The sequence below is a fragment of the Actinomadura opuntiae genome, assembly GCF_030283205.1.
Classification (GTDB): Bacteria; Actinomycetota; Actinomycetes; order Streptosporangiales; family Streptosporangiaceae; genus Spirillospora.
In genome coordinates, this window is record NZ_JASNWF010000005.1 from 301,602 (window position 1) to 328,393 (window position 26,792).

Annotated in this window: 29 protein-coding genes; 9 read left to right on the plus strand and 20 right to left on the minus strand. The window is 71.8% G+C overall.

Features of this window, described 5'->3' with window-relative positions:
* Positions 1-438, plus strand: coding sequence for a VOC family protein (locus QP089_RS12750; RefSeq protein ID WP_285911754.1), 438 nt, complete (start codon positions 1-3; stop codon positions 436-438).
* 10 nt (positions 439-448) lie between these two features.
* On the opposite strand, the gene QP089_RS12755 is transcribed toward QP089_RS12750, so the two are convergent.
* Positions 449-1,021 (minus strand): dihydrofolate reductase family protein, encoded by a 573-nt coding sequence (locus tag QP089_RS12755; RefSeq protein WP_285911755.1) that lies wholly within the window; start codon positions 1,019-1,021, stop codon positions 449-451.
* A gap of 404 nt (positions 1,022-1,425) precedes the next feature.
* On the minus strand, positions 1,426-2,217 hold the full coding sequence (locus QP089_RS12760) for a helix-turn-helix domain-containing protein (RefSeq protein ID WP_285911756.1): 792 nt from the start codon (positions 2,215-2,217) through the stop codon (positions 1,426-1,428).
* A gap of 86 nt (positions 2,218-2,303) precedes the next feature.
* Here QP089_RS12760 and QP089_RS12765 point away from each other — a divergent pair, with 86 nt between their 5' ends.
* From QP089_RS12765 to QP089_RS12775, 3 genes are all read left to right on the plus strand, one after another.
* Positions 2,304-2,690 carry a nuclear transport factor 2 family protein gene (locus QP089_RS12765; protein ID WP_285911757.1) on the plus strand — a complete coding sequence of 129 codons (387 nt, stop codon included), beginning with the start codon at positions 2,304-2,306 and terminating at the stop codon, positions 2,688-2,690.
* A gap of 60 nt (positions 2,691-2,750) precedes the next feature.
* On the plus strand, positions 2,751-3,074 hold the full coding sequence (locus tag QP089_RS12770) for a winged helix-turn-helix transcriptional regulator (protein WP_285911758.1): 324 nt from the start codon (positions 2,751-2,753) through the stop codon (positions 3,072-3,074).
* 66 nt (positions 3,075-3,140) lie between these two features.
* On the plus strand, positions 3,141-3,692 hold the full coding sequence (locus tag QP089_RS12775; protein WP_285911759.1) for a carboxymuconolactone decarboxylase family protein: 552 nt from the start codon (positions 3,141-3,143) through the stop codon (positions 3,690-3,692).
* Position 3,693: 1 nt separating this feature from the next.
* On the opposite strand, the gene QP089_RS12780 is transcribed toward QP089_RS12775, so the two are convergent.
* The 5 genes from QP089_RS12780 to QP089_RS12800 form a co-directional block, all read right to left on the minus strand.
* On the minus strand, positions 3,694-4,149 hold the full coding sequence (locus QP089_RS12780) for a tellurite resistance TerB family protein (RefSeq protein ID WP_285911760.1): 456 nt from the start codon (positions 4,147-4,149) through the stop codon (positions 3,694-3,696).
* Between the two features lie 112 nt (positions 4,150-4,261).
* On the minus strand, positions 4,262-5,572 hold the full coding sequence (locus QP089_RS12785; protein WP_285911761.1) for a DUF4407 domain-containing protein: 1,311 nt from the start codon (positions 5,570-5,572) through the stop codon (positions 4,262-4,264).
* A complete protein-coding gene (locus tag QP089_RS12790) occupies positions 5,572-6,867 on the minus strand; it encodes a hypothetical protein (protein ID WP_285911762.1) in 1,296 nt (431 codons plus the stop codon). Before QP089_RS12790 ends, QP089_RS12785 begins: the two co-directional genes overlap by 1 nt.
* Before the next feature lie 3 nt (positions 6,868-6,870).
* A complete protein-coding gene (locus tag QP089_RS12795; protein ID WP_285911763.1) occupies positions 6,871-8,994 on the minus strand; it encodes a hypothetical protein in 2,124 nt (707 codons plus the stop codon).
* Positions 8,991-9,971 carry an AfsR/SARP family transcriptional regulator gene (locus tag QP089_RS12800; RefSeq protein WP_285911764.1) on the minus strand — a complete coding sequence of 327 codons (981 nt, stop codon included), beginning with the start codon at positions 9,969-9,971 and terminating at the stop codon, positions 8,991-8,993. The genes QP089_RS12795 and QP089_RS12800 overlap by 4 nt, the downstream gene beginning before the upstream one ends.
* A 129-nt stretch (positions 9,972-10,100) precedes the next feature.
* Between QP089_RS12800 and QP089_RS12805 the strand changes: the two genes are divergently transcribed.
* A complete protein-coding gene (locus tag QP089_RS12805; protein WP_285911765.1) occupies positions 10,101-10,298 on the plus strand; it encodes a DUF397 domain-containing protein in 198 nt (65 codons plus the stop codon).
* A gap of 68 nt (positions 10,299-10,366) precedes the next feature.
* Here QP089_RS12805 and QP089_RS12810 read toward each other — a convergent pair whose 3' ends face one another.
* Both QP089_RS12810 and QP089_RS12815 read right to left on the minus strand, forming a co-directional pair.
* A complete protein-coding gene (locus QP089_RS12810; RefSeq protein ID WP_285911766.1) occupies positions 10,367-11,200 on the minus strand; it encodes a helix-turn-helix domain-containing protein in 834 nt (277 codons plus the stop codon).
* 95 nt (positions 11,201-11,295) lie between these two features.
* Positions 11,296-11,478, minus strand: coding sequence for a hypothetical protein (locus QP089_RS12815; RefSeq protein WP_285911767.1), 183 nt, complete (start codon positions 11,476-11,478; stop codon positions 11,296-11,298).
* 155 nt (positions 11,479-11,633) lie between these two features.
* On the opposite strand from QP089_RS12815, the gene QP089_RS12820 reads away from it, so the two are divergent.
* On the plus strand, positions 11,634-12,482 hold the full coding sequence (locus tag QP089_RS12820) for a helix-turn-helix domain-containing protein (protein ID WP_285911768.1): 849 nt from the start codon (positions 11,634-11,636) through the stop codon (positions 12,480-12,482).
* 124 nt (positions 12,483-12,606) lie between these two features.
* Here QP089_RS12820 and QP089_RS12825 read toward each other — a convergent pair whose 3' ends face one another.
* The 5 genes from QP089_RS12825 to QP089_RS12845 form a co-directional block, all read right to left on the minus strand.
* Positions 12,607-13,767 (minus strand): sulfotransferase family protein, encoded by a 1,161-nt coding sequence (locus QP089_RS12825; protein WP_285911769.1) that lies wholly within the window; start codon positions 13,765-13,767, stop codon positions 12,607-12,609.
* Between the two features lie 47 nt (positions 13,768-13,814).
* Entirely contained in the window at positions 13,815-14,600 is a 786-nt protein-coding gene (locus QP089_RS12830; RefSeq protein WP_285911770.1) for an SDR family oxidoreductase, read from the minus strand.
* Positions 14,600-15,808: a hypothetical protein gene (locus QP089_RS12835; RefSeq protein ID WP_285911771.1), complete on the minus strand. Its 1,209-nt coding sequence runs from the start codon at positions 15,806-15,808 to the stop codon at positions 14,600-14,602. Before QP089_RS12835 ends, QP089_RS12830 begins: the two co-directional genes overlap by 1 nt.
* Positions 15,809-15,930: 122 nt before the next feature.
* On the minus strand, positions 15,931-16,404 hold the full coding sequence (locus QP089_RS12840) for a nuclear transport factor 2 family protein (RefSeq protein ID WP_285911772.1): 474 nt from the start codon (positions 16,402-16,404) through the stop codon (positions 15,931-15,933).
* Between the two features lie 115 nt (positions 16,405-16,519).
* Positions 16,520-17,365, minus strand: coding sequence for an NAD(P)H-binding protein (locus QP089_RS12845; protein ID WP_285911773.1), 846 nt, complete (start codon positions 17,363-17,365; stop codon positions 16,520-16,522).
* A 117-nt stretch (positions 17,366-17,482) separates the two neighbouring features.
* Here QP089_RS12845 and QP089_RS12850 point away from each other — a divergent pair, with 117 nt between their 5' ends.
* Positions 17,483-17,881 carry a winged helix-turn-helix transcriptional regulator gene (locus QP089_RS12850; RefSeq protein ID WP_285911774.1) on the plus strand — a complete coding sequence of 133 codons (399 nt, stop codon included), beginning with the start codon at positions 17,483-17,485 and terminating at the stop codon, positions 17,879-17,881.
* Here QP089_RS12850 and QP089_RS12855 read toward each other — a convergent pair.
* The 5 genes from QP089_RS12855 to QP089_RS12875 all read right to left on the minus strand — a co-directional run bounded on the left by QP089_RS12855 (position 17,878) and on the right by QP089_RS12875 (position 23,600).
* On the minus strand, positions 17,878-18,723 hold the full coding sequence (locus QP089_RS12855; RefSeq protein WP_285911775.1) for an ATP-binding cassette domain-containing protein: 846 nt from the start codon (positions 18,721-18,723) through the stop codon (positions 17,878-17,880). The two genes, QP089_RS12850 and QP089_RS12855, sit on opposite strands and share 4 nt — an antisense overlap.
* A complete protein-coding gene (locus QP089_RS12860) occupies positions 18,720-20,501 on the minus strand; it encodes a dipeptide/oligopeptide/nickel ABC transporter permease/ATP-binding protein (RefSeq protein ID WP_285911776.1) in 1,782 nt (593 codons plus the stop codon). The genes QP089_RS12855 and QP089_RS12860 overlap by 4 nt, the downstream gene beginning before the upstream one ends.
* Entirely contained in the window at positions 20,498-21,439 is a 942-nt protein-coding gene (locus QP089_RS12865; RefSeq protein ID WP_285911777.1) for an ABC transporter permease, read from the minus strand. Before QP089_RS12865 ends, QP089_RS12860 begins: the two co-directional genes overlap by 4 nt.
* Complete coding sequence (locus QP089_RS12870; protein WP_285911778.1) at positions 21,433-21,975, minus strand: TetR/AcrR family transcriptional regulator; 543 nt, start codon at positions 21,973-21,975, stop codon at positions 21,433-21,435. The genes QP089_RS12865 and QP089_RS12870 overlap by 7 nt, the downstream gene beginning before the upstream one ends.
* 95 nt (positions 21,976-22,070) lie before the next feature.
* A complete protein-coding gene (locus QP089_RS12875) occupies positions 22,071-23,600 on the minus strand; it encodes an ABC transporter substrate-binding protein (protein ID WP_285911779.1) in 1,530 nt (509 codons plus the stop codon).
* Between the two features lie 520 nt (positions 23,601-24,120).
* Here QP089_RS12875 and QP089_RS12880 point away from each other — a divergent pair.
* Complete coding sequence (locus tag QP089_RS12880) at positions 24,121-25,098, plus strand: phosphatase PAP2 family protein (RefSeq protein WP_285911780.1); 978 nt, start codon at positions 24,121-24,123, stop codon at positions 25,096-25,098.
* 24 nt (positions 25,099-25,122) lie between these two features.
* Here QP089_RS12880 and QP089_RS12885 read toward each other — a convergent pair whose 3' ends face one another.
* A complete protein-coding gene (locus tag QP089_RS12885) occupies positions 25,123-25,962 on the minus strand; it encodes a helix-turn-helix transcriptional regulator (RefSeq protein ID WP_285911781.1) in 840 nt (279 codons plus the stop codon).
* Positions 25,963-26,064: 102 nt separating this feature from the next.
* On the opposite strand from QP089_RS12885, the gene QP089_RS12890 reads away from it, so the two are divergent.
* Entirely contained in the window at positions 26,065-26,772 is a 708-nt protein-coding gene (locus QP089_RS12890) for an SDR family NAD(P)-dependent oxidoreductase (RefSeq protein WP_285911782.1), read from the plus strand.
* Positions 26,773-26,792 lie beyond the last annotated feature (20 nt).

Genomic DNA, 26,792 nt, shown 5'->3' on the forward strand with positions numbered 1-26,792 from the left:
ATGGCCCGCGAAACCCAGATCACCTTCGACTGCGCCGACCCGGCCGCCCTCGCCGCCTTCTGGGCCGAGGCCCTCGGCTACCGGCTCCAGGACCCGCCCGGGAACTTCCGGACCTGGGACGAGGCCCTCGACGCGATGGGCGTCCCGCCCGAACGCCGCAACGACGCCTCGGCCGTCGTCGACCCGGGCGGCGCCGGCCCGCGGCTGTTCTTCCAGCGCGTCCCGGAGCCCAAGACGGTCAAGAACCGCGTCCACCTCGACGTCCGCGCGGCCCCCGGCCTCACCGGCGACGCGCGGATGGCGGCCCTCGAAGCGGAGGCGGAGCGGCTCGCCTCCCACGGCGCCACCCGGGTCCAGCGGTTCGAACCCGCTCCCCCGCTGGAAGCCGGTCACATCATCATGACCGACCCCGAAGGCAACGAATTCTGCCTCGACTGACCCGCCCCGGTCAGCGGACGACGTCGAAGACGTTCTTCTGGATGCCGTTCGCGTACGCCTCGTGCTCGACGAGCTTCAGCTTCTGCGTGTCCTTGTCGGTGTCGCTGAACAGGCGCTTGCCGGCGCCGAGCAGCAGCGGGTAGACGAGCAGGTGGTAGCGGTCGATCAGGCCCGCGTCGGACAGGTCCCGGTTGAGGGTGGCGCTGCCGGCGATGATGATCGGCCCGCCCTCGGTCTCCTTGAGCGCGGCGACCTCGTCCAGCGAACGCAGGATCGTCGTCTCGCCCCAGTCGGAGACCAGGTCGTCGTCCTTGAGGGTGGTGGAGACGACGTACTTCGGCATCACCTTGTAGTCGGCGAACTCCTCCATGGACGGCCACACCGGGCTGAACGCCTCGTAGCTGACCCGGCCCATCATCATCGCGGCGGCCTCCTGCTGCTCCCGCCCCTTGATCTCGTAGGCCTCCGGCAGGAACTCGACCTCCTTGAAGGTCCATCCGGAGTTCCGGTACCCCGGCTCCCCGCCGGGCGCCTCGACGACGCCGTCAAGCGAAACGAAGGCGGAGCTGATCAGAGTGCGCATCGTGGTCTCCCGAGCTTCTCGTGGCGGTTCCCCTGGGGCCGGCGGCCCGTGTCCGTCCACCCGACCATGACAGACCGCCCACCCCCCGAAAACTCATCGCCCCCACCGGACCGCCCCCGGCCACCCCTCAACACCGCACCCGCTCACCCATCGCCGCCGTCGCCTGAACCACGCCGAACCCCTTCGAAACCGCACGGACACTCGGCAACCGCCGAACGGCGGCATGAGGTGGGCGGCGTCGCCGAGCAGCGGTGTCGGCGGTGGTGAGGCCGCTCGCGGCGATCCAGTCGGACGACGCGCGCCGGATGAGGTAGACGCGGATGCGCTCTCCGCCGTTGCGCTGGGCGGCTCGCTGAGGTGCGGCGTGTTGTTATGGCCGTCCCGAGAGGACGCGGCCGTCGTGTTCAGGGGACTGCCGGGGTCTTGGCCGCGTCGTCGGGAGGCGGTTCGAAGTAGGCGGCGGTCTCGGTGTCGGCCGGGTAGTAGGACTCGATCGCGACCTCGTCCAGCGTGATGTCCATCGGGGTGCCGAACGTGGTGATGGTCGAGAACAGCCGCAGCTCCCGCCCGCCGAAGCGGACGATCATCGGGATCAGGACGTCGGATTCGGCCGGCGGGCCGTCCTCGGGGCCGGGCGCCAGCAGTTCCTCGTAGAGGGCGGTGAGTTCGGGGTCGGGGGCGGCGGCGAGCTGGCGCCTGACCCGGGAGCGGAACACCGCGCGCACGTCGGACAGGTTGACGACCAGGGCGGCGAGGCCGCGCGGATCCAGTCCGAGCCGCAGCAGATTGACCGGCGGCCGCAGCAGTTCGGGATCGACCTCCGCGAGGAACGGTTCGAGTGCGCGGTTGGTCGTCACGATGTTCCATCGGCGGTCGAAGGCCAGTGCCGGGTACGGCTCGTGCGCGCGGAGGACCCGCTCGACCGCGTTCCGGGCCGCCGTCAGCGCACCGTCGCCGAGCGGCCGCTCGGGGTACCGGGGCGCGAAGCCGGCCGCGAGCAGCAGCCGGTTGCGGTCGCGCAGCGGCACGTCGAGCTGGTCCGCGAGGCGGACGACCATCTCGGCGCTCGGGTTGGACTTGCCCGTCTCGACCAGGCTGACGTGCCGGGGCGAGACGTCCGCCGCGATCGCCAGGTCGAGCTGGCTGAGCCGGCGGCGATGCCGCCACTGCCGCAGGAGCTCCCCGACCGTGTGCATGGTCCTGAAGGGTACTCATCGTGGCGCCGGACGCCATGAAATGCCATTTCATCGACAATTCCCGCGGCGGTGGAAAGACTGCGTCCATGACGAACGACAACAAGGGCATCATTCAGCGGGCACTGGCGGAACTGATCGAGACGGGCGGCGTGGAAACGCTCGAACCGCTGCTGAGCGACGGCTTCGTCCACCACCGTCCGGACGCGACGTCCTCGACCAAGGCGGAATGGCTCGCCGCCGTGCAGACGACGCTCACCGGCCCGCTGGCCGGCATGGAGGTCGAGGTCCGGCACCTGCTCGCCGACGACGACCACGTCGTGCTGCATTCCCGGCGGCGACTCCCCGGCGGGGGTCCGGAGATCGCGGTCGTCGACATCTGGCGGATCGAGGACGGGCTGGTCGCCGAATGCTGGGAGACCATCGAGCCGGTGGCCCATGCGGCCGCGAATTTGGAATGGTGGAACCGTTCCTGAACGGTCTCCCCCCGCGCCGCAGGCGGTAGCGTTTCGGAAGCCGAAACGAGGGGGTGGGCCATGGCGAGGCCGGGCAGGCCGGTGCGGGGGTCGACGACGGGGCGGCCGATCATGGCGGCGCTCGACCTGTTCGGGCGGCGGTGGACGCTGCGGATCGTGTGGGAGCTGCACGACGGGCCGCTCGGGTTCCGGCCGCTGCAGCAGCGGTGCGACGGGATGTCGTCGAGCGTGCTGCGGCAGCGGCTGGTCGAGCTGGCCGAGGCGGGGCTCGTCCGGCAGGCCGATGACGGCCGGTACGAGCTCACCCCGCTCGGCGCGGACGCGCGGGAGGCGCTCGGGCCGCTGTCGCGCTGGTCCGAGCGGTGGGCCGCGGAGCTGGACTGACCCCTTGTGCTTCTGTTTTCGAAGCGCGATGATGCTTCTGAAAACGAAGCACTCCAGGGAGGCGTCATGGCGCGCATCGCACCGCTCGAACCCCCGTACGCACCGGAGATCGCGGAGGCCCTGCGCAAGTGGATGCCGCCCGGTGTGGCGCACGAGCCGCTGGCCCTGTTCCGCGTCCTGCACCGCAACCCCGAGCTCGCGTCGCGGATGCGCGTCCTCGGCGCGGGGCTGCTCGCGCACGGGCGGCTCCCCGCGCGGGACCGCGAGATCGTCATCGACCGGACGTGCGCGCGGGCCGGGTGCGAGTACGAGTGGGGCGTGCACGTCGCGACGTTCGGAGAAGCGGCCGGGCTGACGGCGGAGCAGGTCGAGGCGACCGTGTCCGGGGACCCCGCCCCCTGGTCGGCACGGGAGCGCCTGCTCGTGCGGGCCGTCGACGAGCTGCACGACTCCGCCCGGCTGCCGCGGGAGACGTGGGACAGGCTCGCCGCGCACTACGACGAGCCCCGGCTGCTGGAGCTGCTCGTCCTCGCCGGGTGGTACCGGATGATCGGCCAGCTGATCAACGCGCTGGAGATCGGGAACGAGCCGTGGGCGCCCGCGTTCGCGGGGCGGTGACTTACAGGTCGAACTCGGCGGGCGGGAGGCCGACCGCGAAGCACGCCTCGCGGACGACGGCCTTCTCCCGCTCGTCGAAGTCGCCGTCCGCGCCGCCGATGACGATGCCGATCTGGATGACGGCGCGGGCCTCGGCGGGCTTCTTCTTCACCTTGCCGATGTCCTGGAGGACGGCGACCTTCCCGAAGTCGAAGTCGGCGGTCAGCTTGGCCACGTAGTCGTTGAAGCGGCGCTGCAGGTCGTCGGCCGCGAAGTTCTGCAGCACCTCGTTGCCCATGATCAGCGACGCGGTGCGCTGCCGCTCGGCCGCGTCGACGCTGCCGTCGGCCGCCGCGACCAGCGCGCACATGGCCATGCTCGCGTCCCGGAACGCTCCGCTGGTCAGTTCGTTCTTCTTGGTGAGCAGCTGCGCCTGCATCGTCTGCGTCGACTCGCGGAGCCTGTTCCAGAGAGCCATGCTTCCCCTCCCACGTCGCCGTGCGGACGGTCCGCACTCACTTCTACAACTGTAGTAATCGAGGGATGGTTCCCGGCGGGGCGAGGGAACCGCGCTGCCGTGGGACGGTGGTTCAGATCTCGCCGCGCAGGCGCCGGGCGTAGTCGTCGATCCGCTTTTCGAGGTCCTCATCCTGTTTGACACTGTCGCGTTGCAGTTCGTCGTCGCGCATCTGCTGCCGGACCCGGTCGCGGCGATCCAGTTCGTTCAGCTCGTCCTGCTTGGGGGCGAGGTCGCGGCGGCGCTGGAGTTCGTTGTCTGCCTCGTGCAGCTCCTCATTGGTCGCGATCTGCCGGGCGACCATCCGGTCGTAGGCGGTCTGGCCGGACAGGCGCTTGGCGAGCACGGGCAGGCAGTCAACGAGGATCAGGAGCAGGCGCAGCAGCCAGCTTCCGAAGAAGACGACGAGGTTCTTGTGCCCGAGCCCCTCTAGGGCCTTGTCCTCCTCCGGAATGCCGATCCGTCCCTGCAGCGGCGGCAACTGCTTCTGGATGGCCGCGTCCATCTCGTTCGCGTAGTCGGTCGCGACGGTGTCGCGGCGGGCGACGAGGACGTTGATCTGATCCTGCAGTTTCGCGATCTCCTGCTGCCTGGGTCCCAGCCGGTGCTGGACGCGGAAGGTCTCGGCATTCAGGTCGTCCTTCTTGCAGTGGGGGCCGTTGCCCTCCTGGCCGCTGAACCCGTCCCCGCCTCCGCCAGCGCACTCCCGCCGGGCGATCTTCTGGAGGGCGAGGAGCTGCCGCTGGTCTGCGTCGAGGGACGCCTGCCGGGTGTCGCGTTCGCGGGTCAGCTTGTCGATGCCGTCCGTCACGCCGCCCGGGTCGGCGGCGACCGCCAGAAGCAGGTGCCGGGACCGGCAGCCCTGCAGGGTCTTGGCGTCCAGTTCCTTGTACGGGACGGGGTTGCAGGCTTTCAGCGCCGACTCCTGCTCGACGCGCTCGTGCCTGCGGTCGTCGGCGACCTGCCGGTGGACGGCGGGCTCGAAGACCTTGAGCAGCAGCGGTTCGGCGATGAAGAGGCCGAGCAACGCGGCGAGCATCAGGCGTACCCAGAAGACGCGCCCGGCGTTGCCGTTGCCGTGGGTGCCCGCGATCAGCCAGCTGTCGACGCAGAAGATCAGCCACCCCCAGAACAGCGCCATCGGGATCAGCGCCGGCCACGGGGCAGCCAGGAACTTCACCAGCGCGGTGAGCATCGACAGCGCCGCCAGGGTGCTGGTCGTGAGGACGAGCGCGCCGATCTTGGTGTAGTGCGGGCGGAGTTCGGGCGTCCAGTCGAGAATCTCCTCGTCGACGCCGATCAGCGAGCGAAGCCGGCGGCCCGCACCGCGCCGGGTCCGTTCCGGGCGGAACGCGGAAATGCTGTCGGGAATCCGTACGACCATCAGGTTCTGTCCTCCGAGAAGCTCTCGTCGCCGTCGTCCGGCTCACCGCCGTCGTCCGGCAAGGCGGCAGCGTCCCGCCCGGCGACGCCCGCGGTGTCCGGGGCGTCCAACTCGCTGGCGGCGTCCGCGGACGCGCCGAGCCGGCCCTGGCCCGGACGGCCGACCAGTCGGTCCATGAAGCCGTCGATCTCGTCGATGCTCACCTCATCGAGGTGCCCGTGCTTCGCCAGCTCCTTCAGGAGGTCGAGTCGCGCCTCGACGGCCTGCCGCTGGTCCTCCCGAGACCAGCCGGCGTCGCGTTCCGCCGTGGCCCAGGTGCGCCGAAGCTCGTCGTGCGCGATCTCGGCCTGGCGGTCCTCCAACTCGCGGCGCCGTGCCTCCGCGTCGGCCTGGGCGTCGTGCATCCCGGCGGCGATCTGCGCGGCGGAGCCCTCTCCCTTCGCCAGGGCGAACAGGTCGGCGCGCCATGGGTCGTTGCCGATCGAGGCGCGCAGCTCCGCCGCCTGCTGCGCGGCGAACCGGTTGTCGTCGTCGGTGAGGCGGTGGCGGGCGACCTGCCGGCTCGCGTCGATGCTGTACTGCTGCTCGGCGAGCTGCAGCTCGTACCGCTTCTGCAGCAGTGCCAGCTCTTCGGCGTGCCGGGCCCTCAGGCTGTCGACGTCGAACTGGACGTCGGCCCGGAGGGCGTCGGTGATGCCCCCCTGCTTGACACCGAACCTGTCCTTGCCCAGGTTCTCCAGCTCGGGCGGCGTGGGCACCTCGATGCTGGCCAGCTGCACCCGCATGCCCGGCGTGTCCGGTCGGACGTGCTGGTAGTACGCCTCCAGCTGTGTCTGCACCAGCAGGCGGACCTGGTTGACGGCGGGGAGCTCGTGTTCGAGACCGAGGTTGAACAGCTTCTTGTACCTGCGCACGTACCCCAGCAGGACCACGGCCGCGTCGCCCTGCCCGGTCCGGACGACCTTCTCCGGTTCGAGCACCGTGCACAGGAACTCGACCCGGACCGTGAAATGGTTGTCGTCCTTCGACGGGATGGTCACCTCGACGCTCACCGAGCGGTCTCGGGTGAGGTCGACGACGCTGACGTGCGTGGCCCGCACGACGGTCTCGTCGTCCGGCCCCAGCCGCCCGTGGTCGACGACGTGGCGGCCGTCGACGATGTAGACCTGCGCCTGCTCGGCGCGCGGTCGGGGGATCTCGCCCCAGTCGCGCCGCCGGGTGCCGAGCCCGAGCAGGCGCGCCTTGCCCACCGGGTCGAGCGCCTTCGCCTCGATGATCGGATAGCGCTGGGTCATGGGTCAGTCCTCTCTCTTCCGGCCGGCGTCGGCCAGCGCCGCGATCAGGATCTGCGCGAGCGCCGGGGACCGGTCGGCCTGCTTGGAGTTGCGGGTGCGTTTGGCGAAGTCCCGGGCGAGGAGCTCGCTCTCCTGCCCGGACAGGCAGTCGCCGAGCGCGTTCCCGAAGCGCCGGGCGTGCTCGGGCGCGGACGAGGTCATCTCGCCCATGTCCCGGAGGCCTCGGTGCAGCGCCGACAGCGCGTCGTGCCGGAACGGCCGGTTGCGCAGCAGCGGCGCCCACATGCGGGCGACGATGGGGATCTCGTCCGGCCGGTCGCACAGGTACTGGATGATCGCCGGACGTCCGGTGCCCGGAACGCGCGCCCGGACGACGCTGAGCGCCGCGCGCAGCGACTCCCGGTACAGCACCCGATCCTTCCCGAACGGGCTCAGGCGATTGACCTGCGCGCTCAGGTGGTGGACGACCTGCCGGCCGCCGCCGTCGCGCGAGACGAGGTTGGCGAACAGGTCGCCGAACGCGGCGGCGGCGATCCCGCTCAGGTCGTTGCGTTGCCGCACGAGCTGCCACAGCCGCCGGGGCGCCTCGGTCGGGTAGCGGACGCCCAGCTCCCCGGTGAACGCGATGATCCCGGTCAGCCGCATCTCGCTGGAGCCCCTGCCGACCCAGTGGTCCGCGGTGCGCAGGGCGATCGGTGCGAGCTCCTCGTCCAGGCACATGAACCAGAGCGTGCAGGCCGCCGCGGAGCGCCCCGCCCATCCCGCGCCGCCCCTCGCCCAGGGCAACAGGTACGACTCCTCGATCTCGTCGAACGCCGAGTGCGCCAGCAGCGCGAGTCCGGAGGCCAAGGCGAGCTGGAGCCGCAGCCGGGTGACGGCCCCGTGCAGCCACGCCCTGACCGCGTTCCAGAAGTCGATGCCGAACCGGTCGCTCAGCTCTTCGAGCACGTACCGCCGATAGCGGTCCTCCCGGAAGACCAGGATCCTGCGCGGCATGCCGTCGACGGTGACCCGCTCCGGCCGGATCAGTTCGTGGTCGAGCAGCCGGTCCCGGCGGGCCTGGTCGATCGCGTCCGGCACGACCGGGGCCGGGGCCGGGGCGGCGTCCGGCGGCGGGCTCCCCGCGTTGGACGCGGGCGAGGCCGCGGCGGGCGGCGGGAGCGTCCCGGCCAGTTCGGTCTCCAGAGCCGACCGGCAGCTTTCGAAGTCGCGCATGTTGCTGCCCGTGGCGAAGGCCATCGTCGTGATGTCGAGGATCTGCTCGCGGCTCGGCTCTCGGTCGAACCAGTCCCGGACGGTCGAGCGCTCGAGCTGGTCCAGGACGGCCGCGACGGCGTCGATGGGCGCGTCGCCCTGGACGATCCGGTGGGCCACCTCCACCACGTCGCTCATAGGGGCGTCGGCCGGCATCAGCTCGGTGACCTCCGCGACCGCCTCCTCGCTCGCCGTGTCGCCGAGGTAAAGGCTCAGAGCGGCACCGAGCGCCGGGCGCCGCCAGGGGAAGTGTTCGACCGACTCGGGACGCCGCCCGCCGCGTTCGCGGGTGGTGACGACCAGGTAGGCCCCTGCGCCCCGCACCCGGGTCCGGAGGACCTCCCACTGGTGGTCGGCCTCCAGCCCCTTCTCCCGACCGAGCCTGTCGAACACCGCGTATCCCTGACCGGCCGTGTAGTCCCGCTTCTTCGCCAGCTGGTCGAGCGTCGCCACCGGGGACAGCGACACGATGGGGGCTTCGGCCGGAAGGACTGCACGCAGCAGCGCGATCGCCGAGGTCCGCTTTCCGCAGCCGACCTCGCCGCAGAGAGCGACGGCGGAGTTCTCGGCGAGCGAGGCCAGGGCCCTCTCGAACGGCTCGGGCTCGGCGTACAGCTCCACGGTCGTCGAGATGACCGCCGAGGAGAGCGGTCCCGTCGCCGCGGAGGCGACCGTGGTGTTCACGGTCGATACTCCGAACGCCGAGCCGGGCGCGGTGACCACGTCGTGGAACGCGTTGACGACGACATTGATCGCCTGGTCCTGCGACGGTCCGCCGGCCGGGCCGTCCGAGGCGTCCGCGCCGGAGTCGGATCCGGACGCCTTGCGCGGCTCCGAGGGCTCGGACGTTTCCCGCCCACCCGGCTCGCTCATCGGCCCTCCCGCCCGTAGTGGTTCGAGATGCCGAACACCGCGTTCGGCGCGATGACCTTGTCCTTGAACTCGTTGTGGACGGCGGGATCCCTGTCCGCCGCCCGGCGCCTCGGCTCGCGGTCACGCTCGGGCTCGCGGTCGCGTCCGGGACCGGTGTCGCCGGGCCCGGTGCCGCCGCGGGGTGCCTGCCGTCCGGTACGGGCCTGCGGATCGGGCACCGCCTCGTCCAGCTCGTTCCTGATCATCCGCTCGTACAGGCAGGCCAGCTCACGGCCCACCCCGACCCCGCCGACCTCGTCCAGGTGCTCCCGGACCTCGCCGTAGACGGCCATGGCCTCGTTCTGGCGCCCCGCGCGGTAGAGCGCGATCATCAGCAGCCCGGCCATCGCCTCGTCCGCTCGGTCCGCGCGGAATGCGGCCGCCAGGGCCGGGATCCTGGCCTGGTGCCGGCCGAGCCTCAGCGACACCCGCTCCAGCTCCAGCCGCGCGGCGCGCCGCTCCTCCACCAGCCCCTGCCGCTGCGCGTCCATCCGCAGGCCGACGAGGTCCGCCAGCGGTTCGTCCGCCGCGACCCGCATCGCCTCCTCCAGCAGGGCGGCGGCCCGCTCGTCGTCCTCGGCCGCCGCCCGCCTGACCAGGTCGCGGAACCGGGCGACGTCGAGCGAGCCGGGCGGCACCGTCAGCCGGTACAGGCCGTCCCGGCACTCGAGCGCCCCGTCGAGCCCCGCTCCGGCCAGCGTCTTCTTCAGCCGGCCGACGAGGCGGTAGAGGTCCTGGTTCGCGCCGTCGGACGGCTCCTCCCAGAGGGAGTCGACGAGCCGGTCGCGGTGGACGGGGCCGTCGGCGAGCAGCAGGACGGCGAGCAGGCAGCGCGACTGCCGGGCGCCGAGGTCCAGCGGCCGGCCGCCGGCGGTGGCGCCGACCCGGCCGAACAGCGTGAAACGAACGTCAGGAACAATGTCGACTTCTTCTGCCATTGATTTCCCCCTCCGTACTGGCGAGCGGAATTCCCGGTCGCCTTCCCAGCGCGAATCCCACCTTCGCGCCCACACCTACACAGAAGCCTTTTCCCAGGTATTCACTTCTCCGCGAAGCGAGGAAAAGGCATGAAGAACACCGGTACCGAAACGGCGGCCTTCCGGAAGAGCTCGTACTCCGGCGCGGCGAACAGCAATTGCGTCGAGGTGGCGGCGGCGCTGGACGGCGGCGTCCTTCTGCGCGACTCCAAGGCCCCGGCGGGCGTGGTCCTGCGGGTGCCGGGCGAGGCGGCGCGCGCCTTCTTCGACCTGCTGCGGAACCGCTGACACGGCACGCTCCACCGACATCGGGCGGGAGCGCTCGGCCCCCGCGGCGCGGGCGCTGCCGCCCGATGTCAGCACCCCCGCTCCAGTTCCTGCAGAAACGCCACCGATTCTTCCCTCGAAAGGGCGCCGGCCAGCGCGAGGTCGAACGCGTCGCGGTAGAGCGCCACTTCGCGCTCGGATCGGATGAGCTCCTCGCGATCGAGGAGCTCCAGCTGGACCACCGGCCCGTCTCCCGTGAATTCGAAGACATGGAACGTCAGGCCGCTCGCGTGGTGCGGCGCCGCGTCGAACGGCCTGACGCGGACGTCCGCGCCCGGCAGCCGTCCCGTTTCGATCAGATGCCGGTACTGCCGGCGCATCACCGCCGGGCCGCCGACGGGCCGGCGCAGCGCCCCTTCATCGAGGACGACGGTGACCTGCGGCCGGGGCTCGCGGGTGAACGCCCGCGCCCGCGCCCGCCGCAGGTCCACCAGCCGCTGCACCCGGTCGAGCGGCTGGTCGGACATGGTCACCATCAGTTCCCAGGCGTAGTCCGGGGTCTGCAGCAGCCCGGGGACGAGGCCCGCCTGGTGGCTTCGCAGGCGGGCCATGCCGTCCTCCAAGACGAGCAGCTTCTCCAGCGGCTCGTCGACGAGGTCGGAGTGCGGCGTCCACCAGCCGGCCGTGCCCTCGACGAGTGCGAGCGTCGCGGCGTCGGCGGCTCCGTAGCCGGTCAGCAACTCCTTGGCATCCGCCCTGCGGATCGTCACCAGCCCCTCTTCGAGCGCCCCCAGGCGCTCCGCCGTCCAGCCGAGGGGCGCCGCGGCCTCGGCGAGGTCTCGGCCGGCGCGCTCGCGGGCGGTGCGCAGCGCCCGGCCCAGCCGCTTGCGGCGGTCGTGCACGGTGGTGGGCTTTGGCGCCATGTGATCCTCCGGGGTGGCACCGCATGTGAATAGCATTCTGCAACTTGCAAGTTGCAAGTGTGCCATCTGGGATTGGACAATCGCAACCAAGCGGGCTAGTCGCCCGTATCCGGCGTCCCGCGCTCCCGGCACCTCCGTCGGGTGCGGGCCACCGCGAGCCCTTCGACGACGAGCGGCGGCATGGCACAGGCGACGGCCAGCGCGAGACAGGCGACCGACGCGGCGCCGTGCCCACCGCCCCTGAACAGGGCGGCGGCGGTCACGAGGAAGCGTTCCACAATCTCCAGGATTGGACGGAATCTTCCGAAAGGAGGGAGGGTGGGGGTAGGGAACTGTTGCTGCGAGGACATGGGTACGCTCCCTTGCTCTGTACCGCTCCGCTCCTCGGGGGCCGCGGCGCGCTCGATGGGACTTACCGTTTGCAAGGAGTGGGATGACACGAGGCAGGAGCCCGGTCATGCAGCGGCGGCGGCTCGCCGCCGAGCTGCATCGGCTGCGGGCCGCGTCGGAGAAGACCCTCGACGAGGTCGCCGCCTACCTGGAGTGCTCTCCCGCGAAGATCAGCAGGATCGAGAACAACCAGGTCGCCGTCCGCATCCAGGACGCCCGCGAGCTGCTCGACCTGTACGGCGTCACGGACGGACGCCGCGAGGAGCTGCTCCAGATGGTCCGCGAGGCGCGCGCCAAGGGCTGGTGGTCCCGGTACGCCGACCTGCTCGACGAGGGCGGCGAGACCCTGCTCAGCCTGGAGGAGGAGGCCGCCGCGATCCAGATCTACGAGAACAGCCTGGTCACAGGGCTGCTGCAGACTCCCGCGTACGCGCGCGCCTACTTTGCGGCATGGCCGGCCCTCCCGCTGGACGTCGCCGAGCGCCGCGTCGAGCTGTGCCTCGACCGGCAGCGGGCATTGGAACGTGCGAATCCGCCCGAGCTCACCGTGGTCCTGGACGAGGCGGCGCTGCGCCGCTCCGTCGGGTCCCCGGCCGTCATGCGGGAGCAGCTGGCCAGGCTGGCCGACGCCTCCGCGCAGCCGTGGCTGACGCTGCTGGTCCTGCCGTTCGAGGCCGGCCCGCACCAGGCGATGGGATTCACCTTCCGGATCTTCGAGTTCACCGGCGACGACCCGAAGGTCGTCTACACCGAGATGCTCAACCGCAGGTGCTCGCTGGACTCCGCAGAGGACGTGGGCCGCTACACCGCCGCGTTTCAGCAGGTGCGGGCGCGGGCGCTGGATCCGGCCGAGTCCCGCCGGTTTATCGAGGGGCTCCTCGACGCCACGTGAGCACCGCACCGCTCGTCTCCTCCGATCCGCAGGCAGATTCGTTCATGCCAGCGTGACCGGAGCGACCGGCACACCTACCGGGTGCCGGACCGGGAAACGAACTCCCCGTGAGGAGCGGGGCGGTTCAGGCTCGCAGGTCGCTCATGTAGTCGGCGAAGCGGGCGTCGACCTCGGCGGCGGTCAGGCCAAAGTCCTCCAGGGAGTAGCGGTGCGCGGGCTTGGCGGCGCTGGTGGTGCTCTCGCCGTGCAGGTCCGTCATCGCCGCGCGGGCCTCGTCGGTGAACGGCAGCCCGAAATGCGCGTAGACGGCCTCGACGGTGCCGATCGGGTCGCGGACGAAGTCGTCGTAATGGACGTCCGCGAACTGCGCGGGGTCGTGCTTCGCGCGTTCGGCGCGGAACGCCTCCAGGCCGCGGCTCCACAGGTCGAGCTGGTCGCGGCCGATCGTGGCGCCGGTGAAGACGTCCGACCAGCCGGCGGTGGCGTGCGCGGCCAGGCTGCACATCGACGCCATGGCGGTGCGCGGCGTCCGGTGCGTCTGGATGATCAGGGCGTCGGGGTAGACGTCCAGGAGCGCGTCCAGCGCGAACAGGTGGCTCGGGTTCTTCAGCACCCAGCGGCGGCCGGCGTCGTTCAGGCCGATGAGCTGCAGGTTGCGGCGGTGCCGGGCGTAGGCGGGCGTCCAGTCCTGCCCGGCGAGCCAGGACGAGTAGGTCGGCAGGTGCGCCAGGCATTCGAACGAGATCGACAGCATGTTCTGCCGCAGGAGCTGCCAGCATTCCTCGACCGAGTCGGCCGAGATGTAGTGGACGCCCATGAATTCCGGGTTCTCGATGTGGTGCCGGCGGTATCCGGCGTCGATCGCCTGGAAGACGGGGTCGTCCGCCCATTTCTCGCGGGGCGGCCGGGGCTGCGGCACTTCCGCCAGCCACAGATCGAGGCCCTGGTGGGCCGGATCTGCGGTCAGGAGGCGGTGCAGGGCGGTGGTGCCGGTGCGGGGCAGGCCGGTGACGAAGATGGGCCGCTCGATCGGCACGTCCGCGTATTCGGGGTGCCGTTTCCAGGCCGCCTCGGAGAACTGCCGGGCCGCGAGCGCGCCGCGCAGCATCGCCCGCTGGGCCTTGTTGCCGACCGGCGTCAGCCCCGCGTCCTTCGTCAGCGAGTCCAGCAGCACTGTCAGCCCGTCGAGGTAATCGTCGTCGCCGAAGTCCGTCATGCCGGTGACCTTGCTCGCGGACGCGTGGAGGTCCTCGACCGTGCCGACGCTGTCGCGGCCTGCGTTCATCGCTGTGCCTTCCTCAACACGGGGGCCTTCCTCAACACGGGACTTCCCTAGTGGTGCCATTCGCCGGAGTTGACGTCCAGGCATTGCCCGGTGACGGCGCGGGCCAGCGGCGACAGCATGAACACCACGGCGTCGGCGACCTCGTCGGGTTCCGGCAGCTTGCGCAGGTCGGTGGTGGCCGCGTTCTCGTCGTACACCTGCTGCATCGGGACGCCGCGCTTCTCGGCGAGATGGTTGAAGTACCACTGCAGGTTGTCCGCCCAGATGTAGCCGGGCGCGATCGTGTTCACGCGGATGCCGCGCGGCCCCAGTTCGGTGGAGAGGTTCTGCGTCATCGCCAGGAGCGCGGCCTTGGCCATCTTGTAGGCGCCGAAAGTGCGCCGGGAATGCCGCAGCACCGCCGAGTTGATCATCACGACGGATCCGCCGCGCTCCTCCAGAGCAGGCACGAACAGCCTGGTCAGGCGGAGGGCGGCCAGGACGTTCGTTTCGAAACCGGCCCGGACGGCGTCGATGTCGACCTTCATCAGGTCGCGCAGCGGCGGGGTCGCGAAGGCGTTGTTGATCAGGCCGTCGACCCGCCCGAACGACGTCAGCGCCGTTTCCGCGAGCCTTTCGCAGGCCGCCGGGTCGTTGATGTCGGTCGGCACGGTGACCGCGCGGCGGCCGAGGTCCTCGACCTCCTTGGCGACCTCGGCGAGGCGGGTCTCGTTGCGCGCGGCGAGCACGATGTCCGCGCCCGCCTTGGCGCTTTGCAGCGCGAGGCCGCGTCCCAACCCGGGGCCGACACCGGAAACGACGACGACCTTGTCCTTGAGCAGTTCCGATGCCATCAGCCGAGCATCCTTCGCGCGACGGCGACCTGCCGGGAGGCGATCCGCTCAGCCCATTCCTCGGCGGTGACGCGCTGCTTCTCGTAGTACGGGAGAACGCGCGGCAGGTCGTCGAACTTGACGATTTCCGCGGTGGGTCCGTCGTCCGGCGACAGGTCGCGGGTGAGGCGCTGCCAGCGGAACTGGAGATAGCCGCGGCGGTGGCCGGTCCGCTCGATCCAGTTGGCGAGGCCGGGGTCGCGCTCGCTGACGACGTACCGGATCTTCCCGTCCTCGTCCACGCGGGCCTGGTCGCGGGTGAGGCTCGTCTGGTGGTTGATGTAGTCCAGCGAGATGTACCACAGGCTGCCGAGCTGGAAGCCCATGTACGGCGCCACCGACGGGTCGGCGGCGGGCGCGGTGATGACCATGACCTCGTCGTCGTCGAGCTCGTAATGGCCGACGGACGAGAACTGCGTCGCGAGGCCGCCCGGCGTCGGCCGCGGTTCGGTCAGGGTGTTGACCGGCAATTGCAGGTAGTGCCATTCGGGAAAGGCGAGGAACGTCTTGATCCTCGACACCAGCATCTTGCCCGCGACCGCGTACCGCCGCGCCATCCGGTCGGACGGGACGGACGGCGGGGACGTCCCGAGCGTGTCGGCCCGGTGGATGCGGATCTCCCCCGGCCGGTCGTTCTCCCAGTCGCTGAACACCTCCCGGACGATCAGCATCGCCGACCCCGGGGCGAGCGCGACGTAGTCGTCCCCGGCGCCGTCCTTCGGCGGCCCGAACGTCAGCCGGAACGAGCCGTCCTCGGCGATGTCCAGCTTCCGGTCGTCGAAGGCGGTGAGGCTGTCGGGCGACTGCGTCGGCGAGTAGTCGCCGTTCATGATCTGGAAGCTGAGGTCGGCGGTGGTGCCCCGGCGCCCGGTGACGACGTACTCGGCGTCGTCCCGGATGTAGGCGTGGAAGTACAGCGTGTCGGGGTTGTCGAGGCCCAGCTTGGTGTACGGGCCGGTGGACGAGGCGAAGTACGGGTGGTCGTGCTGGTAGGCGCCGACCATGTGCAGGCACGCCTTGATGCTGCCGGCGAGGTAGTCCAGGCCCTCGGCCAGGTCCTGGTCGGTCTCGACGAACGGCGCGGTGCGGATGATCTGCTCGGCCTCGACGACCGCGTCGGCGAACGGGCGCGTCGCGGTGTCGGAACGGTCTGGTGCGTCGGTGGCCACCGGGCTCTCCTGGGGACGCGAGGTCATGGGCGCGCCGGCACGTGCGGCGGGCGGTGCGGCGGTCGGTGCTCGGGACGGACGCTAGAACGCGTTCTACGTCCAGGTCAACGGACGGGTCCCGATCACCGGGAGCCGGGGACCGGGGTGGTGAACTTCAGGCTCGGGGCGTCGTCCAGCGACACCATGTACTCGTAGGTCCGCTTGTGCCCGGTCTTCTCCACCAGCCAGCGGCCGTCCTCGCCGCGCCGGTAGACGTCGTGGTAGAACGCGGCGCCCCGGATGAGCAGCCGGTGCTCGGGGATGATGATGGTGTCGTCGAGCGACCAGACGCCGGTCGCCCGGTCCCCGTCCAGGTCGATCTCCGGGCTGCCGGCCGTGTGCGCGCTGATCTTGTCGGGCCCCAGGTTGGAGCGCATGTAGTCGACGATCGCGTCCCGCCCCTCCAGCCGCAGCGTCTTGCCCAGCACCGGGGTGTCGTACTCGGCGACCGCGTCGCCGGTGAACAGCCCGGCGAACTCGTCCCACTGCTTGAGGTCGACGCAGCGCAGGTAGCGGTGCTTGAGCCGGCGGATCTCTTCCAGGGCTTCCAGGTCCATGCGACACAGCCTGACCGCTCGGCCGACGCAAGACAAGAACACGTTCTAACGATCCGACGACGCTCCGGCCGCCCGCCGCGGCGGCGGCCGGAGGTCCCGCGGGACCCGCTGCGGATCAGCGGAAGGCGGCGGCGTTGGCGCGGGCCCAGTCGGCGTACGCGCGGGGCGCCCGTCCCAGCACGTTCTCGACGTCCGGGCTGACCCGCTGCTCGGCCGGGGTCGGCGAGCCCAGGACGGCCAGGGTGGTCTCGGCCACGTCCGCTGGCATGAAGTCCAGCATCCGCTCCCGCGCCTGGTCCGGGGTCAGCTCGACGAACCGGACCGGCTCGCCCAGCGCGGCCCCGATCGCCTCGGCCTGCTGCCGGGGCGTCACGGGGGTGGGTCCGGTCAGCTCGTAGTACCGCCCGGCGTGGCCGCCCTCGCGCAGCGCCGCGGCGGCGACCTCGGCGATGTCCCGCGGGTCCACGGTCGGCAGCGCGACGTCGCCGAACGGCGCCATCACGGTCCGCTCGGCGCGCACCGACGGGGCCCAGGCGTAGCTGTTGGACGCGAAGTTGCCCGGCCGCAGGATCGTCCAGTCCAGGCCCGACCCGCGCACCGCCTCCTCGATCGACAGCGCCAGCACCCCGTGCGAGGCCGACTCGGGCCGCGTCGCCACTCCCAGCGAGGACAGCAGCACCACCCGCCCGACACCGCCGGCCTCGGCCGCGTCGAGGATCGCGCCCACGTCCAGCGTGTGGGCGCTGGCGCCGCCGCTCTGCAGGAACAGCGCATCGGCACCGTCGAACACCGGGCGCAGGCTCGCGGCGTCGGCGAGGTCGGCCCGGCGGTGCTCGACGCCGGGGGGCGCGTCGGCCTCGGTGATGTTCCGGGACGTGGCGGTCACCTTCTCGCCCGCCTCCGCGAGCACCCGCACCAGCGCGCCACCGACGTTCCCGGTCGCTCCGGTCACAACGATCATGTCGATCCTCCAGCCGTCCGACCGCTCGGGCGAGCGGTACGTCACAACGCTGAGGACGCTAACATCCTGGATATAGTAGGTACCTAGAAGAAAGTGACTATCCCGGAGGGCATCCGCATGGGCGACACGACATGGAAGGCCGCCGCCGCGTCGGCCGACCCCGAGCAGGCCTGCCCGATCGCCCCGGTGGTCGACATCGTCTTCAGCCGGTGGACCACCCCGATCCTGTGGAGCCTCAACGAGTACGGCCGGCAGCGCTTCGTCGAGCTGCAGCGGCGGATCACCACGATCACCCCGAAGGTGCTGACCCAGCGCCTGCGGCAGCTCGAGCGCGACGGCCTGGTCGTGCGCACGTACCACCCCGAGGTCCCGCCCCGGGTCGAGTACGAGATCAGCGACCTCGGCCGCAGCCTCGCCCCGCTGTTCGCCCACCTCGCCGAATGGGCCGACGCCAACCTCGGCACGGTCGAGCGGGCCCGGCACGACTACGACAACGCCTCGGCCCCGCGGAGCTAACGCTCCGACGACGCCTCCGCGCGGCGCTCGCGGCGGCGGCGCTGCTCGGCGACGTCGGCCACCGGCGCCGACAGCAGGAGGGTGCGCGTGTAGGGGTGTTCGGGGACCGTGGTGACCTGGCTGGCGTCGCCCGTCTCCACGATCACGCCGTGGTGGATGACGGCGACGCGGTGGCTCATCGCGCGGACGACGGACAGGTCGTGCGAGATGAACAGGTAGGCGACGGCGGTGTCGGCCTGGATCTCCAGCAGCAGGTCGAGGATGGTGCGCTGGGTGGTGAGGTCGAGCGCGGAGACCGGCTCGTCGCAGACGATCAGCCGGGGACGCAGCGCCAGCGCGCGGGCGATCGCGATCCGCTGGCGCTGGCCGCCGGAGAACTCGCGCGGGAGGCGGTGCGCGGCGTCGGCCGGCAGGTGGACGCGGTCGAGCAGCGCGGCGATGCGGGCGCGCGTGCCGCGGGCGTCGGCGCCCTGGGCGATGAGGGGTTCGGCGAGGGTGTCGCCGATGGTCAGCGACGGGTTCAGCGACGTGTAGGGGTCCTGGAAGATCACCTGGAGGTCGCGGCTGAGGGCGCGCCGGCGGGCGCCGTTCGCGGTGTCGACGCGCTCGCCGTCGAAGGTGATCGTGCCGGACGCGACCGGGACCAGGCCGAGGATCGCCCGGCCGATCGTGGTCTTGCCGGAGCCGGACTCGCCGACCAGCCCGAGCGTCTCGGCGGGCCGGACGTCCAGGTCGACGCCCTTCAGCACCTCGGTGCGGGCGCGGCGGCGCCCGCCGGGGAAGGCGACGCGGACGTCGCGCAGCGACAGCAGCGCCGCGCCGTCCGGGGATGCGGTGCTCACGCGGTCTCGCTCCTCGCTTCGACGGGCCGCCAGGGCGGACGCGCGGGCACGTCGTCCAGGACGGCGTCCAGCAGCCTGCGGGTGTAGGGGTCCTGCGGGTCGCGCAGGACCCGGTCGGCGGCGCCGGTCTCCACGATCCGCCCCGCGCTCATCACCGCGACGCGGTCGCACAGGTCGGCGACGACGCCGAGGTTGTGGGTGACCAGCAGGACGCCGAGGCCGCGTTCGGCCTGGAGGCGGCGCAGCAGGTCGAGGATCTCGGCCTGGACGCGGACGTCCAGCGCGGTGGTGGGCTCGTCGGCGATGAGCAGTTCCGGGTCGCACGACATCGCCCCGGCGATGAGGACCCGCTGCGCCATGCCGCCGGAGATCTGGTGCGGGTAGCGGCGCAGCACCTGCTCGGGGTCGGGGATGTCGACCATGCGGAGCAGGTCGAGGGCGCGCTCGGCGGCCTGCCTGCGGGACAGGCCCAGGACGTGCCGCATCGGCTCGGTGAGCTGGCTGCCGATGGTGAACGCGGGATCGAGGTTGCTCATCGGCTCCTGCGGGACGTAGGCGACGGTCGTCCCGCGCAGCGCGCGATGCCGCCGCTCGGGCAGCCCGGCGATCTCCTGGCCTGCGACGATGATGCTGCCGCGGCTGACGCGCCCGCCGTCCGGCAGGATCCCGAGCGCCGAGAACGCGGTCTGCGTCTTCCCGGAGCCCGACTCGCCGACCAGCCCGACGATCTCGCCCGGACGCACGTCCAGGTCGATGCCGTGGACGACCTCGGCCTCGGTGCTGTCGGGACGCGCATACGCGACCGCCAGCCCGCGGATCGACAGCAGCTCCGCCCGGTCGCCACCCGCGTCACCGGCGACCGGCGCGGTGGCGGTGCCGCGTCGGCGGGGGCGCGCCGGGGGCGTCCCGGCACGGTCCTCCAGGGCGTCGCGCAGCGCGGTGGCCAGCAGGACGAGCGCGCCGCTGGTGAGGCCGAGCGCGAGCCCCGGCCACAGCATCAGGATCGGCGCGCGCTGGATGTTCTGGAACGCCTCGTTGAGCATCGCGCCCCAGGTCGCGGTGGAGCCGCCGCCCACGCCGAGGAACTCCAGGCCGGCCTGCAGTCCGATGGCGAGCCCGGCGACCAGCGCGACCTGGATGATGACGGGCCCGCGCACCACCGTGAGGACGTGCCGGGCGACGATCCGGGTGTCCGACAGCCCCGACACCCGCGCCGCGTCCACGTACGCCTCGCCCCGCACGTCCGCGACGATGCCGCGCACCATGCGGAAGAACTGCGGCGCGACGAGGAAGCCGAGCACGATCATCAGGACCCACGGATCGGAGCCGAGGATCGCGCGGGACGCCAGCAGCACCACCATCGCGGGCAGTGCCATCACGAGATTGGCGACCCAGGTGGCGGCCGAGTCGAACGCGCCCGCGTAGTAGCCGGCGTACAGCCCGGACGGGACGCCGAGCAGCAGCGCGATGGCCACGCTGAGGGCGGCGCCGCCGAGCGTGTTGCGCCCGCCGTACAGGAGGCGCGACAGGATGTCGCGGCCCGCCGAGTCCATCCCGAGCGGGTGCGCGCCGCTCGCCCCGGCGAACGCGTCGCCGAGCGAGGCGGTCTGCGGGCCCTGCGGCGCGAGCAGCGGCGCCAGCGCCACGGCCAGCACCAGCAGCGCGAGCAGGACGAGGGACACGGCACCGAGCGGATTGCGCAGCAGCCGCCGCAGAACCCCCCGCCGCCGAACCGCGACGACCCCGGCCCCGGCATCGAGCTCAACAATCCCGCTCATGAGAGTCTCGCCTTCGGGTTCAGCCAGCCGATCAGCACGTCGGTCACCAGGTTGATCAGGACGACCCCGATGACCGTGAGCATGACCAGCGCCATGACCACCGGGACGTCGCCGCGCGCGGTGTAGGAGACGGTCATGCTGCCGATGCCGGGCAGCCCGAAGATCTGCTCGACCAGCACCGCGCCGCCCAGCAGCCCGATGAACTGCAGGCCGAGCAGCACCAGCGCGGGCGCGGAGGCGTTGCGCAGCACGTGCTTGAACACGATCCGCGGCGTCGACAGCCCGCGGGCGCGCAGCGTCCGGACGTAGTCCTGGCGCAGGACGTCGATGACCGCGCCCCGCACCTGCTGCGAGACGCCCGCGACCGACGCGACCGACAGCGACGCCACCGGCAGCGTGATCGTCGACAGCCACCCGCCGGGCGACGCGTCGATGGGGGTGTAGCCGATCGCGGGGAACCAGTCGAGCTTCACCGCGAACACCAGCACCAGGACGAGCGTCACCAGGAACCCCGGCAGCGCGTATCCGACGACCCCGAGCACCTGCACGAACCGGTCGACGACCCCGCGCCGCACCCCGGCCCACACGCCGAGCAGGAACGACACGACGGCCGTCACCAGCGTGACGCCGAGCATCAGGCTGATGGTCACCGGCAGCCGGTTGGCGATCGCCTGCGTGACGTCCTCGCTGGTGAACCAGGACGTGCCGAGGTCACCGCGGACGGCGTGCGACAGCCAGTCGCCGTACTGCACGAGCACGGGCCGGTCGAGGCCGAGCGCGGCGTTCTTGGCCTCGACCGCCGACTGCTCGGCGCCCTGCCCGAGCAGCTGGCGCCCGACGTCGTTGTCCGGGATCGACAGCAGCAGGTAGGACAGCAGGGAGATGACGAACAGGAGCACCGCTCCCGACACGAGCCTCCGCGCGACGAACCTCAGCATCGGCCTCCTCCTTCCGCGGGGGCTCCGGCGGGCCGCAGCAGCCGCATCACGTCCCCGATCGGCTGCTCCATGTCCAGGGAGCGGTCCACCAGCCACTGCATCTGGATGCCGTCGGCGACGGCGACGAACAGCGCCGCGAGCCGGTCGGGCGGGACGTCCGAGCGCATCCGTCCCTCGTCCATGCGGCCGCGCAGGAACGCGGCGACCTGGTCGCGGATCATCGGGTAGCGCTCCGCGAAGTGGGCGTGGGCGGGGTGCCGGGGGTCGCCGGCGGCCGCCGCCATGGACACGAACAGCTCCACGAGCCCGGGGGTGGCCGTCCCCTCCAGGACGATCCGCCGGTAGGTCTCCGGGGTGTGGTCCGGGTGCCGCAGCCGGGCCGTCTCGTCCCGCATCCGCAGCACCTGCGTGAGCAGGTCCTCCTTGGACCCGAAGTAGTGCATCAGGCCGGGCAGGCTGAGGCCGCACCGGTCCGCCACCTTGCGCAGGGAGGTGCCCCGGTAGCCCTCGGCCGCGAAGACCTCAAGCGCGGCCATGAGGATCTCCTTGCGCTTGGCCTGGCCCTTCCCGTACGGCCCCCGTTTCGCCATGCCCGTGCCCGCGCGCGCTTCCGCTCCCCCGCCCCGGCCCGTCAGGACCCGGCCGGCGTGTAGTCGTAGATCGACGGCACGGCCATGCCGGACTGCGTCACGGCCTTGACGTCCTTGCTCGACACCAGCAGGTACTGGAGGCGGTAGAAGGGGGCGAACCACGCCTCCTCGACCAGGTGCCTGTTCAGTTCGCGGGACGCGGTGGCGGCCTGGTTCGCGTCGCCGGCCTGCACCTGCGCGAGCAGCCTCGTCACGGTCGGGTCGGTGGTGCCGAACATGTTGAACGCCCCGGGCGTCACCAGGTCCTGGTCGGTCACCCAGTCGATCGACGACTGCCCGTTGTTCATGACCATGGCCGAGTACGCGCGGTCGCGGTAGACCTTCTGGACGGCGCCGGCGGCGTCCAGCTGGTCCCAGGTGACCTTGATGCCGACCGCGCCGAGGTCGGTCTGGATCGAGGAGACGAGCGCGTCGCCCATGGACGGCACGCGCGGCAGCTTGAGCGTGAACCCGCCGGAGTAGCCGGCCTGGGCGAGCAACTGCCTGGCCTTCGCGGGGTCGTGCGAGTAGTAGGCGTCGAGGGTCTTGTCGTAGGCCTTGGTCTCCGGCCCGAACACCTGGTCGGTGATCTCGCCGCGGCCCTGGCGGATCTTGTCGAGCATCGTCCTGCGGTCCAGGGCGTAGTTGATCGCCTGGCGGACCTTCACCTTGCCGAGCGCGGGGGTGCGGGCCCCGCCCCGGTCGAACAGCAGCAGGCTCTGGACGTCGAAGGTGAACGGCGTCTTCTTCAGGTTGCCGTCGGAGGCGATGGCGGCCTGCTGGTTGGCGTCCTGGAGGACGGCGCTGTCGATCTGCCCGGTCTTCAGCCCGTTGACCAGTGCGGTCTCGTTGTCGAACACGCTGATCGTGAGCGTGTCGAACTTGGCCTTGTCGCCCCAGTAGTCCTTCTTTCGGTCGAAGACGTACTTGGTGCCGACGGCGGTCTTGCCCTTGTCCAGGACGTAGGGGCCGGTGCCGACCGGGGTCGTCTTGAGGCTCCCGTCCTTGAGCTTGGCCGGGCTCGCCATGAGGCCCGCCGCGTCGCTGAGGTAGAACTCCAGGCCGGGATCGGGCTGGGACAGCTCCAGCACGACGTGGGTCGGGTCGACGACCTTGACGTCCTTGATCGACTTCACGTACTTGGCGCCGCCTCCGCCGCCGTTCTTGAAGTGCTCCAGGTTCGCCTTGACCGCCTCGCCGTCGAACGCGGTCCCGTCACTGAACTTCACGCCGCTGTGCAGGGTCAGGGACAGGTGCGTCCGGTCCTTGTCGTAGGACCACTGGGTGGCGAGCATCGGCTTGTAGGAGCCGTCCGGGTCCCGCTTGATGAGCGTGTCGTAGGCGGCCTGGAAGAAGGGCAGCGCGCTGCCGATCGCGTCGGCCGGGTCGAGGCTCTGCGCGGCCGTCAGCGTGGCGATGTCGAGTCCGGACGCGCCGCCGCTCGCCGAGCCGCCGCCTCCGCAGCCCGTCAGCGCCAGCGCGGCCGCGGCGCAGGCCGCCGAGGCCGCGATGCGGGGGGAGTACCTCTTCATGATCTCTCCGTCCGGAGGGCCGGGACCGGCGTCACCGGCGGGGCTGTCCGCGGACGGCGCCGCGCGGGGTTTCGGCGGTGTCCGTCGCTGATCGAAAACCGTAATGTGATCGGTTTCTGCCCGTCAATGGCTCCGGCCGAGAAAACCGATCGTTATACGGTTTTAATCGCCGGACCGCGCCCGGAACCGGCGGGAAGCACCCGCCCCACCCGGTTTGACCTGGCCTTTGCCGCCCCGTGATCGCCTCCCGCCCGTCCGGTGACCGGGCGGGGGAAGGCCGTAACGCGGGCGGACGGCCGGCGATGATCGGACCCCGGTGTGCCACAGGGGGCGGAAGGGATGTACGGTCGGCCGTTGAGCGGCTCGCGCAGGGTCCCGCCGGGCCGTCCGTGGGAAAGAGGGCTGAGCCGTCCGCGCGCTACTCCTGCGCCCCGAGGGGCGACGCACCGGCCGTGACACCGGCGTCCGCCGGCCGCGCCGCAAGCGGCCGTGGCTGATCGGCGAGCTGGCGATCGTCTTCGTGCTGCTCGAGGTCTACGGCTACGTCCGGTCGCTGGCCGACACCCGGTACGGGCCGGCGCTCGCGCACGGCCGGGACGTGCTGAGCATAGAGGACCGCCTCGGCCTGGACGTCGAACTCCGCGTTAACCGATGGTTGACCCGGCATCACGATCTGTCAGAGGTGGCGGTCTGGATCTACCAGCACATGCACACCGGCTTCACGATGGGCGTGCTGCTGCTGTGCTACCTCGCCGGGCCCGGCGTCTACCGGCCCGCGCGCAACTCCCTGGTCCTGATGAACCTCGTCGGGCTGGTCGTCTTCTTCCTCCTGCCGGTGATGCCGCCGCGGCTGCTGCCGGACGACGGGTTCGTCGACTCGGTGGCCAGGGCCGGCTTCGGCACCGTCCACAGCCCCGGCGGGGTGAAGGCCGACCAGTTCGCCGCCATGCCGTCCCTGCACATGGGCTGGGCCGTCTGGGTGACGGCCGTGATCATGGCGCTGCTGTGGCGCTACCGCGCGCGGTGGATCGCGGTGCTGCACCCGATCGTCACCGCGATCGTGGTCGTGGTGACCGCCAACCACTACGTGCTGGACGTCGTGGCCGGCGTGGTGGTGGCCATGGGGACCCTCTTCGCGACCGGTCTCGTCTGGGCCGGCAACGGGACGGTCTACGCGGGCGGCCAGCTGATCCGGCGCAAGCGGCCCGCGCCCGTCCCCGAAGCGGGCGCCGTGGTGGACGAGAGCGCCGCGGAGCCGGACGGCGAGGCCCCCGCCCGACCCGAACCCGTGGAGAGCCCCGCGAAGAGCTCTGCCGCCGGCTCCGGCACGAACGGGGTTAACGGCACGAACGGCGTGAACGGGGTGAAGGGCCCGAACGGGGTTAACGGCGCGAACGGGGTTAACGGCGCGGCCGCCACGACGACCGCCGCCATGGCCGGCCTGGAACTGCCGCCCGGCGGCATCACCCGGGCCGACCCGGACAAGGCCGCCGGCTAGCCCGGCCGGCCCGGGTTCCCGGGGTCAGCCGACGAGGGACTGGGTGCCGAGCACGCCGAGGAGCGCGAGGCGCTCGGCGTCCGGGGTGCCGGGCTCCGCCGTGTAGATCATGATGCGCAGGTCGCTGCCGTTCACGTTCAGCACGTCGCAGTCCAGCGTGAGGGTGCCCACCCGCGGATGGTCGATGGTCTTGCGGGACGCGTCGTGCCGCCCGACGGTGCCGGAGTCCCACAGCTCGGCGAACCGCTCGCTCGTCCGGTGCAGCTCCGCGATCAGCCGTTGCAGCCCCTGGTCGGCGTGGTAGCGGCCGGCCGTCGCGCGCAGGTCGCCGACCAGCGCGGCCAGGAACGCGCGCCGCTCCTCCGGCGTGGACCGGACGCGGTTCTCCGGCCCGACGAAGTTGCGCCACACCCCGTTGCGCTCGAATCCCCGCCAGCTCGACGTGTCGCCCATCAGCGCCGTGTACATCGGGTTTGCCAGCAGCAGCGTCCAGGCGGCGTCGTAGACCGCGACGGGCGTGCCGGCGAGCCGGTCCAGCAGCCGCTGGACGCTCGGGGTGATGTACGCGGGCACCGCGTCCGGGCCCGGCGGCGCCAGCCCGGCGAGGTGGAACATGTGCTCGCGCTCGTCCGGCGACAGCCGCAGGGCCCGCGCCAGCGCCTCGACGACCTGCGGCGACGGGTTGGACGCGCGGCCCTGCTCCAGGCGCGTGACGTAGTCGACGGAGATCCCGGCCAGCTGCGCCAGCTCCTCGCGGCGCAGCCCGGCCGTGCGGCGGTGCCCGCCGGCGGGCAGCCCGGCCGCCTCGGGCGCGACGCGGTCGCGCCAGCGGTGCAGCGTCCTGCCGAACTTCCCCGGTGCCATGCCCCCAGTCTGCCCGCCCGCACCGCGCAGCTGCCTGGTACCGCCGTTCCCAGGAAGAGGGGACGACTGGCTGACCGCGCCGCCGCGCCGCAACCTGGAGACATGACGACGACACTGATCACCGGAGCGAACAAGGGCCTGGGCTACGAGACCGCGCGGCGGCTCATCGCGGCGGGCCACACCGTCTACATCGGCAGCCGGGACGCCGAGCGGGGCCGCCGCGCCGCCGCCGAACTGGGCGCGCGGCTGGTCGTCCTCGACGTGACCGACGACGCGTCCGTCGAGGCCGCCGCAAAGACGATCGAGGCCGACGGGGGCCTCGACGTGCTGGTCAACAACGCCGGAATCGAGGCCCGGCTGCCCGACAACGGCGTGCCCGGCGCCGCCGAGGTCACGGCCGACCTGATGCGCACGTCCTTCGAGACCAACGTGTTCGGGGTGGTGCGCGTCACGCACGCGTTCCTGCCGCTGCTGCGGAAGGCGGAGGCGCCGGTCATCGTGAACGTGTCCAGCGGGCTCGCCTCGCTGGCGAAGGTCAGCGACCCGTCGACGCCCGCGTACGCCTACCCGGGCGTCGCGTACCCGGCGTCCAAGGCCGCGGTCAACATGATCACGGTGCAGTTCGCGAAGGCGTTCCCGGAGATGCGGATCAACGCGGTCGAGCCCGGGTTCACCGCGACGGACCTGAACGGGCGCACCGGCACGCAGACCGTCGAGGAGGGCGCCGAGATCATCGTCCGGATGGCGCAGGTCGCGCCGGACGGCCCGACCGGCGGCTACTTCGACGCCGAGGGCCGCCTCCCCTGGTGACGGCGCGCCCGGCCGGGGGC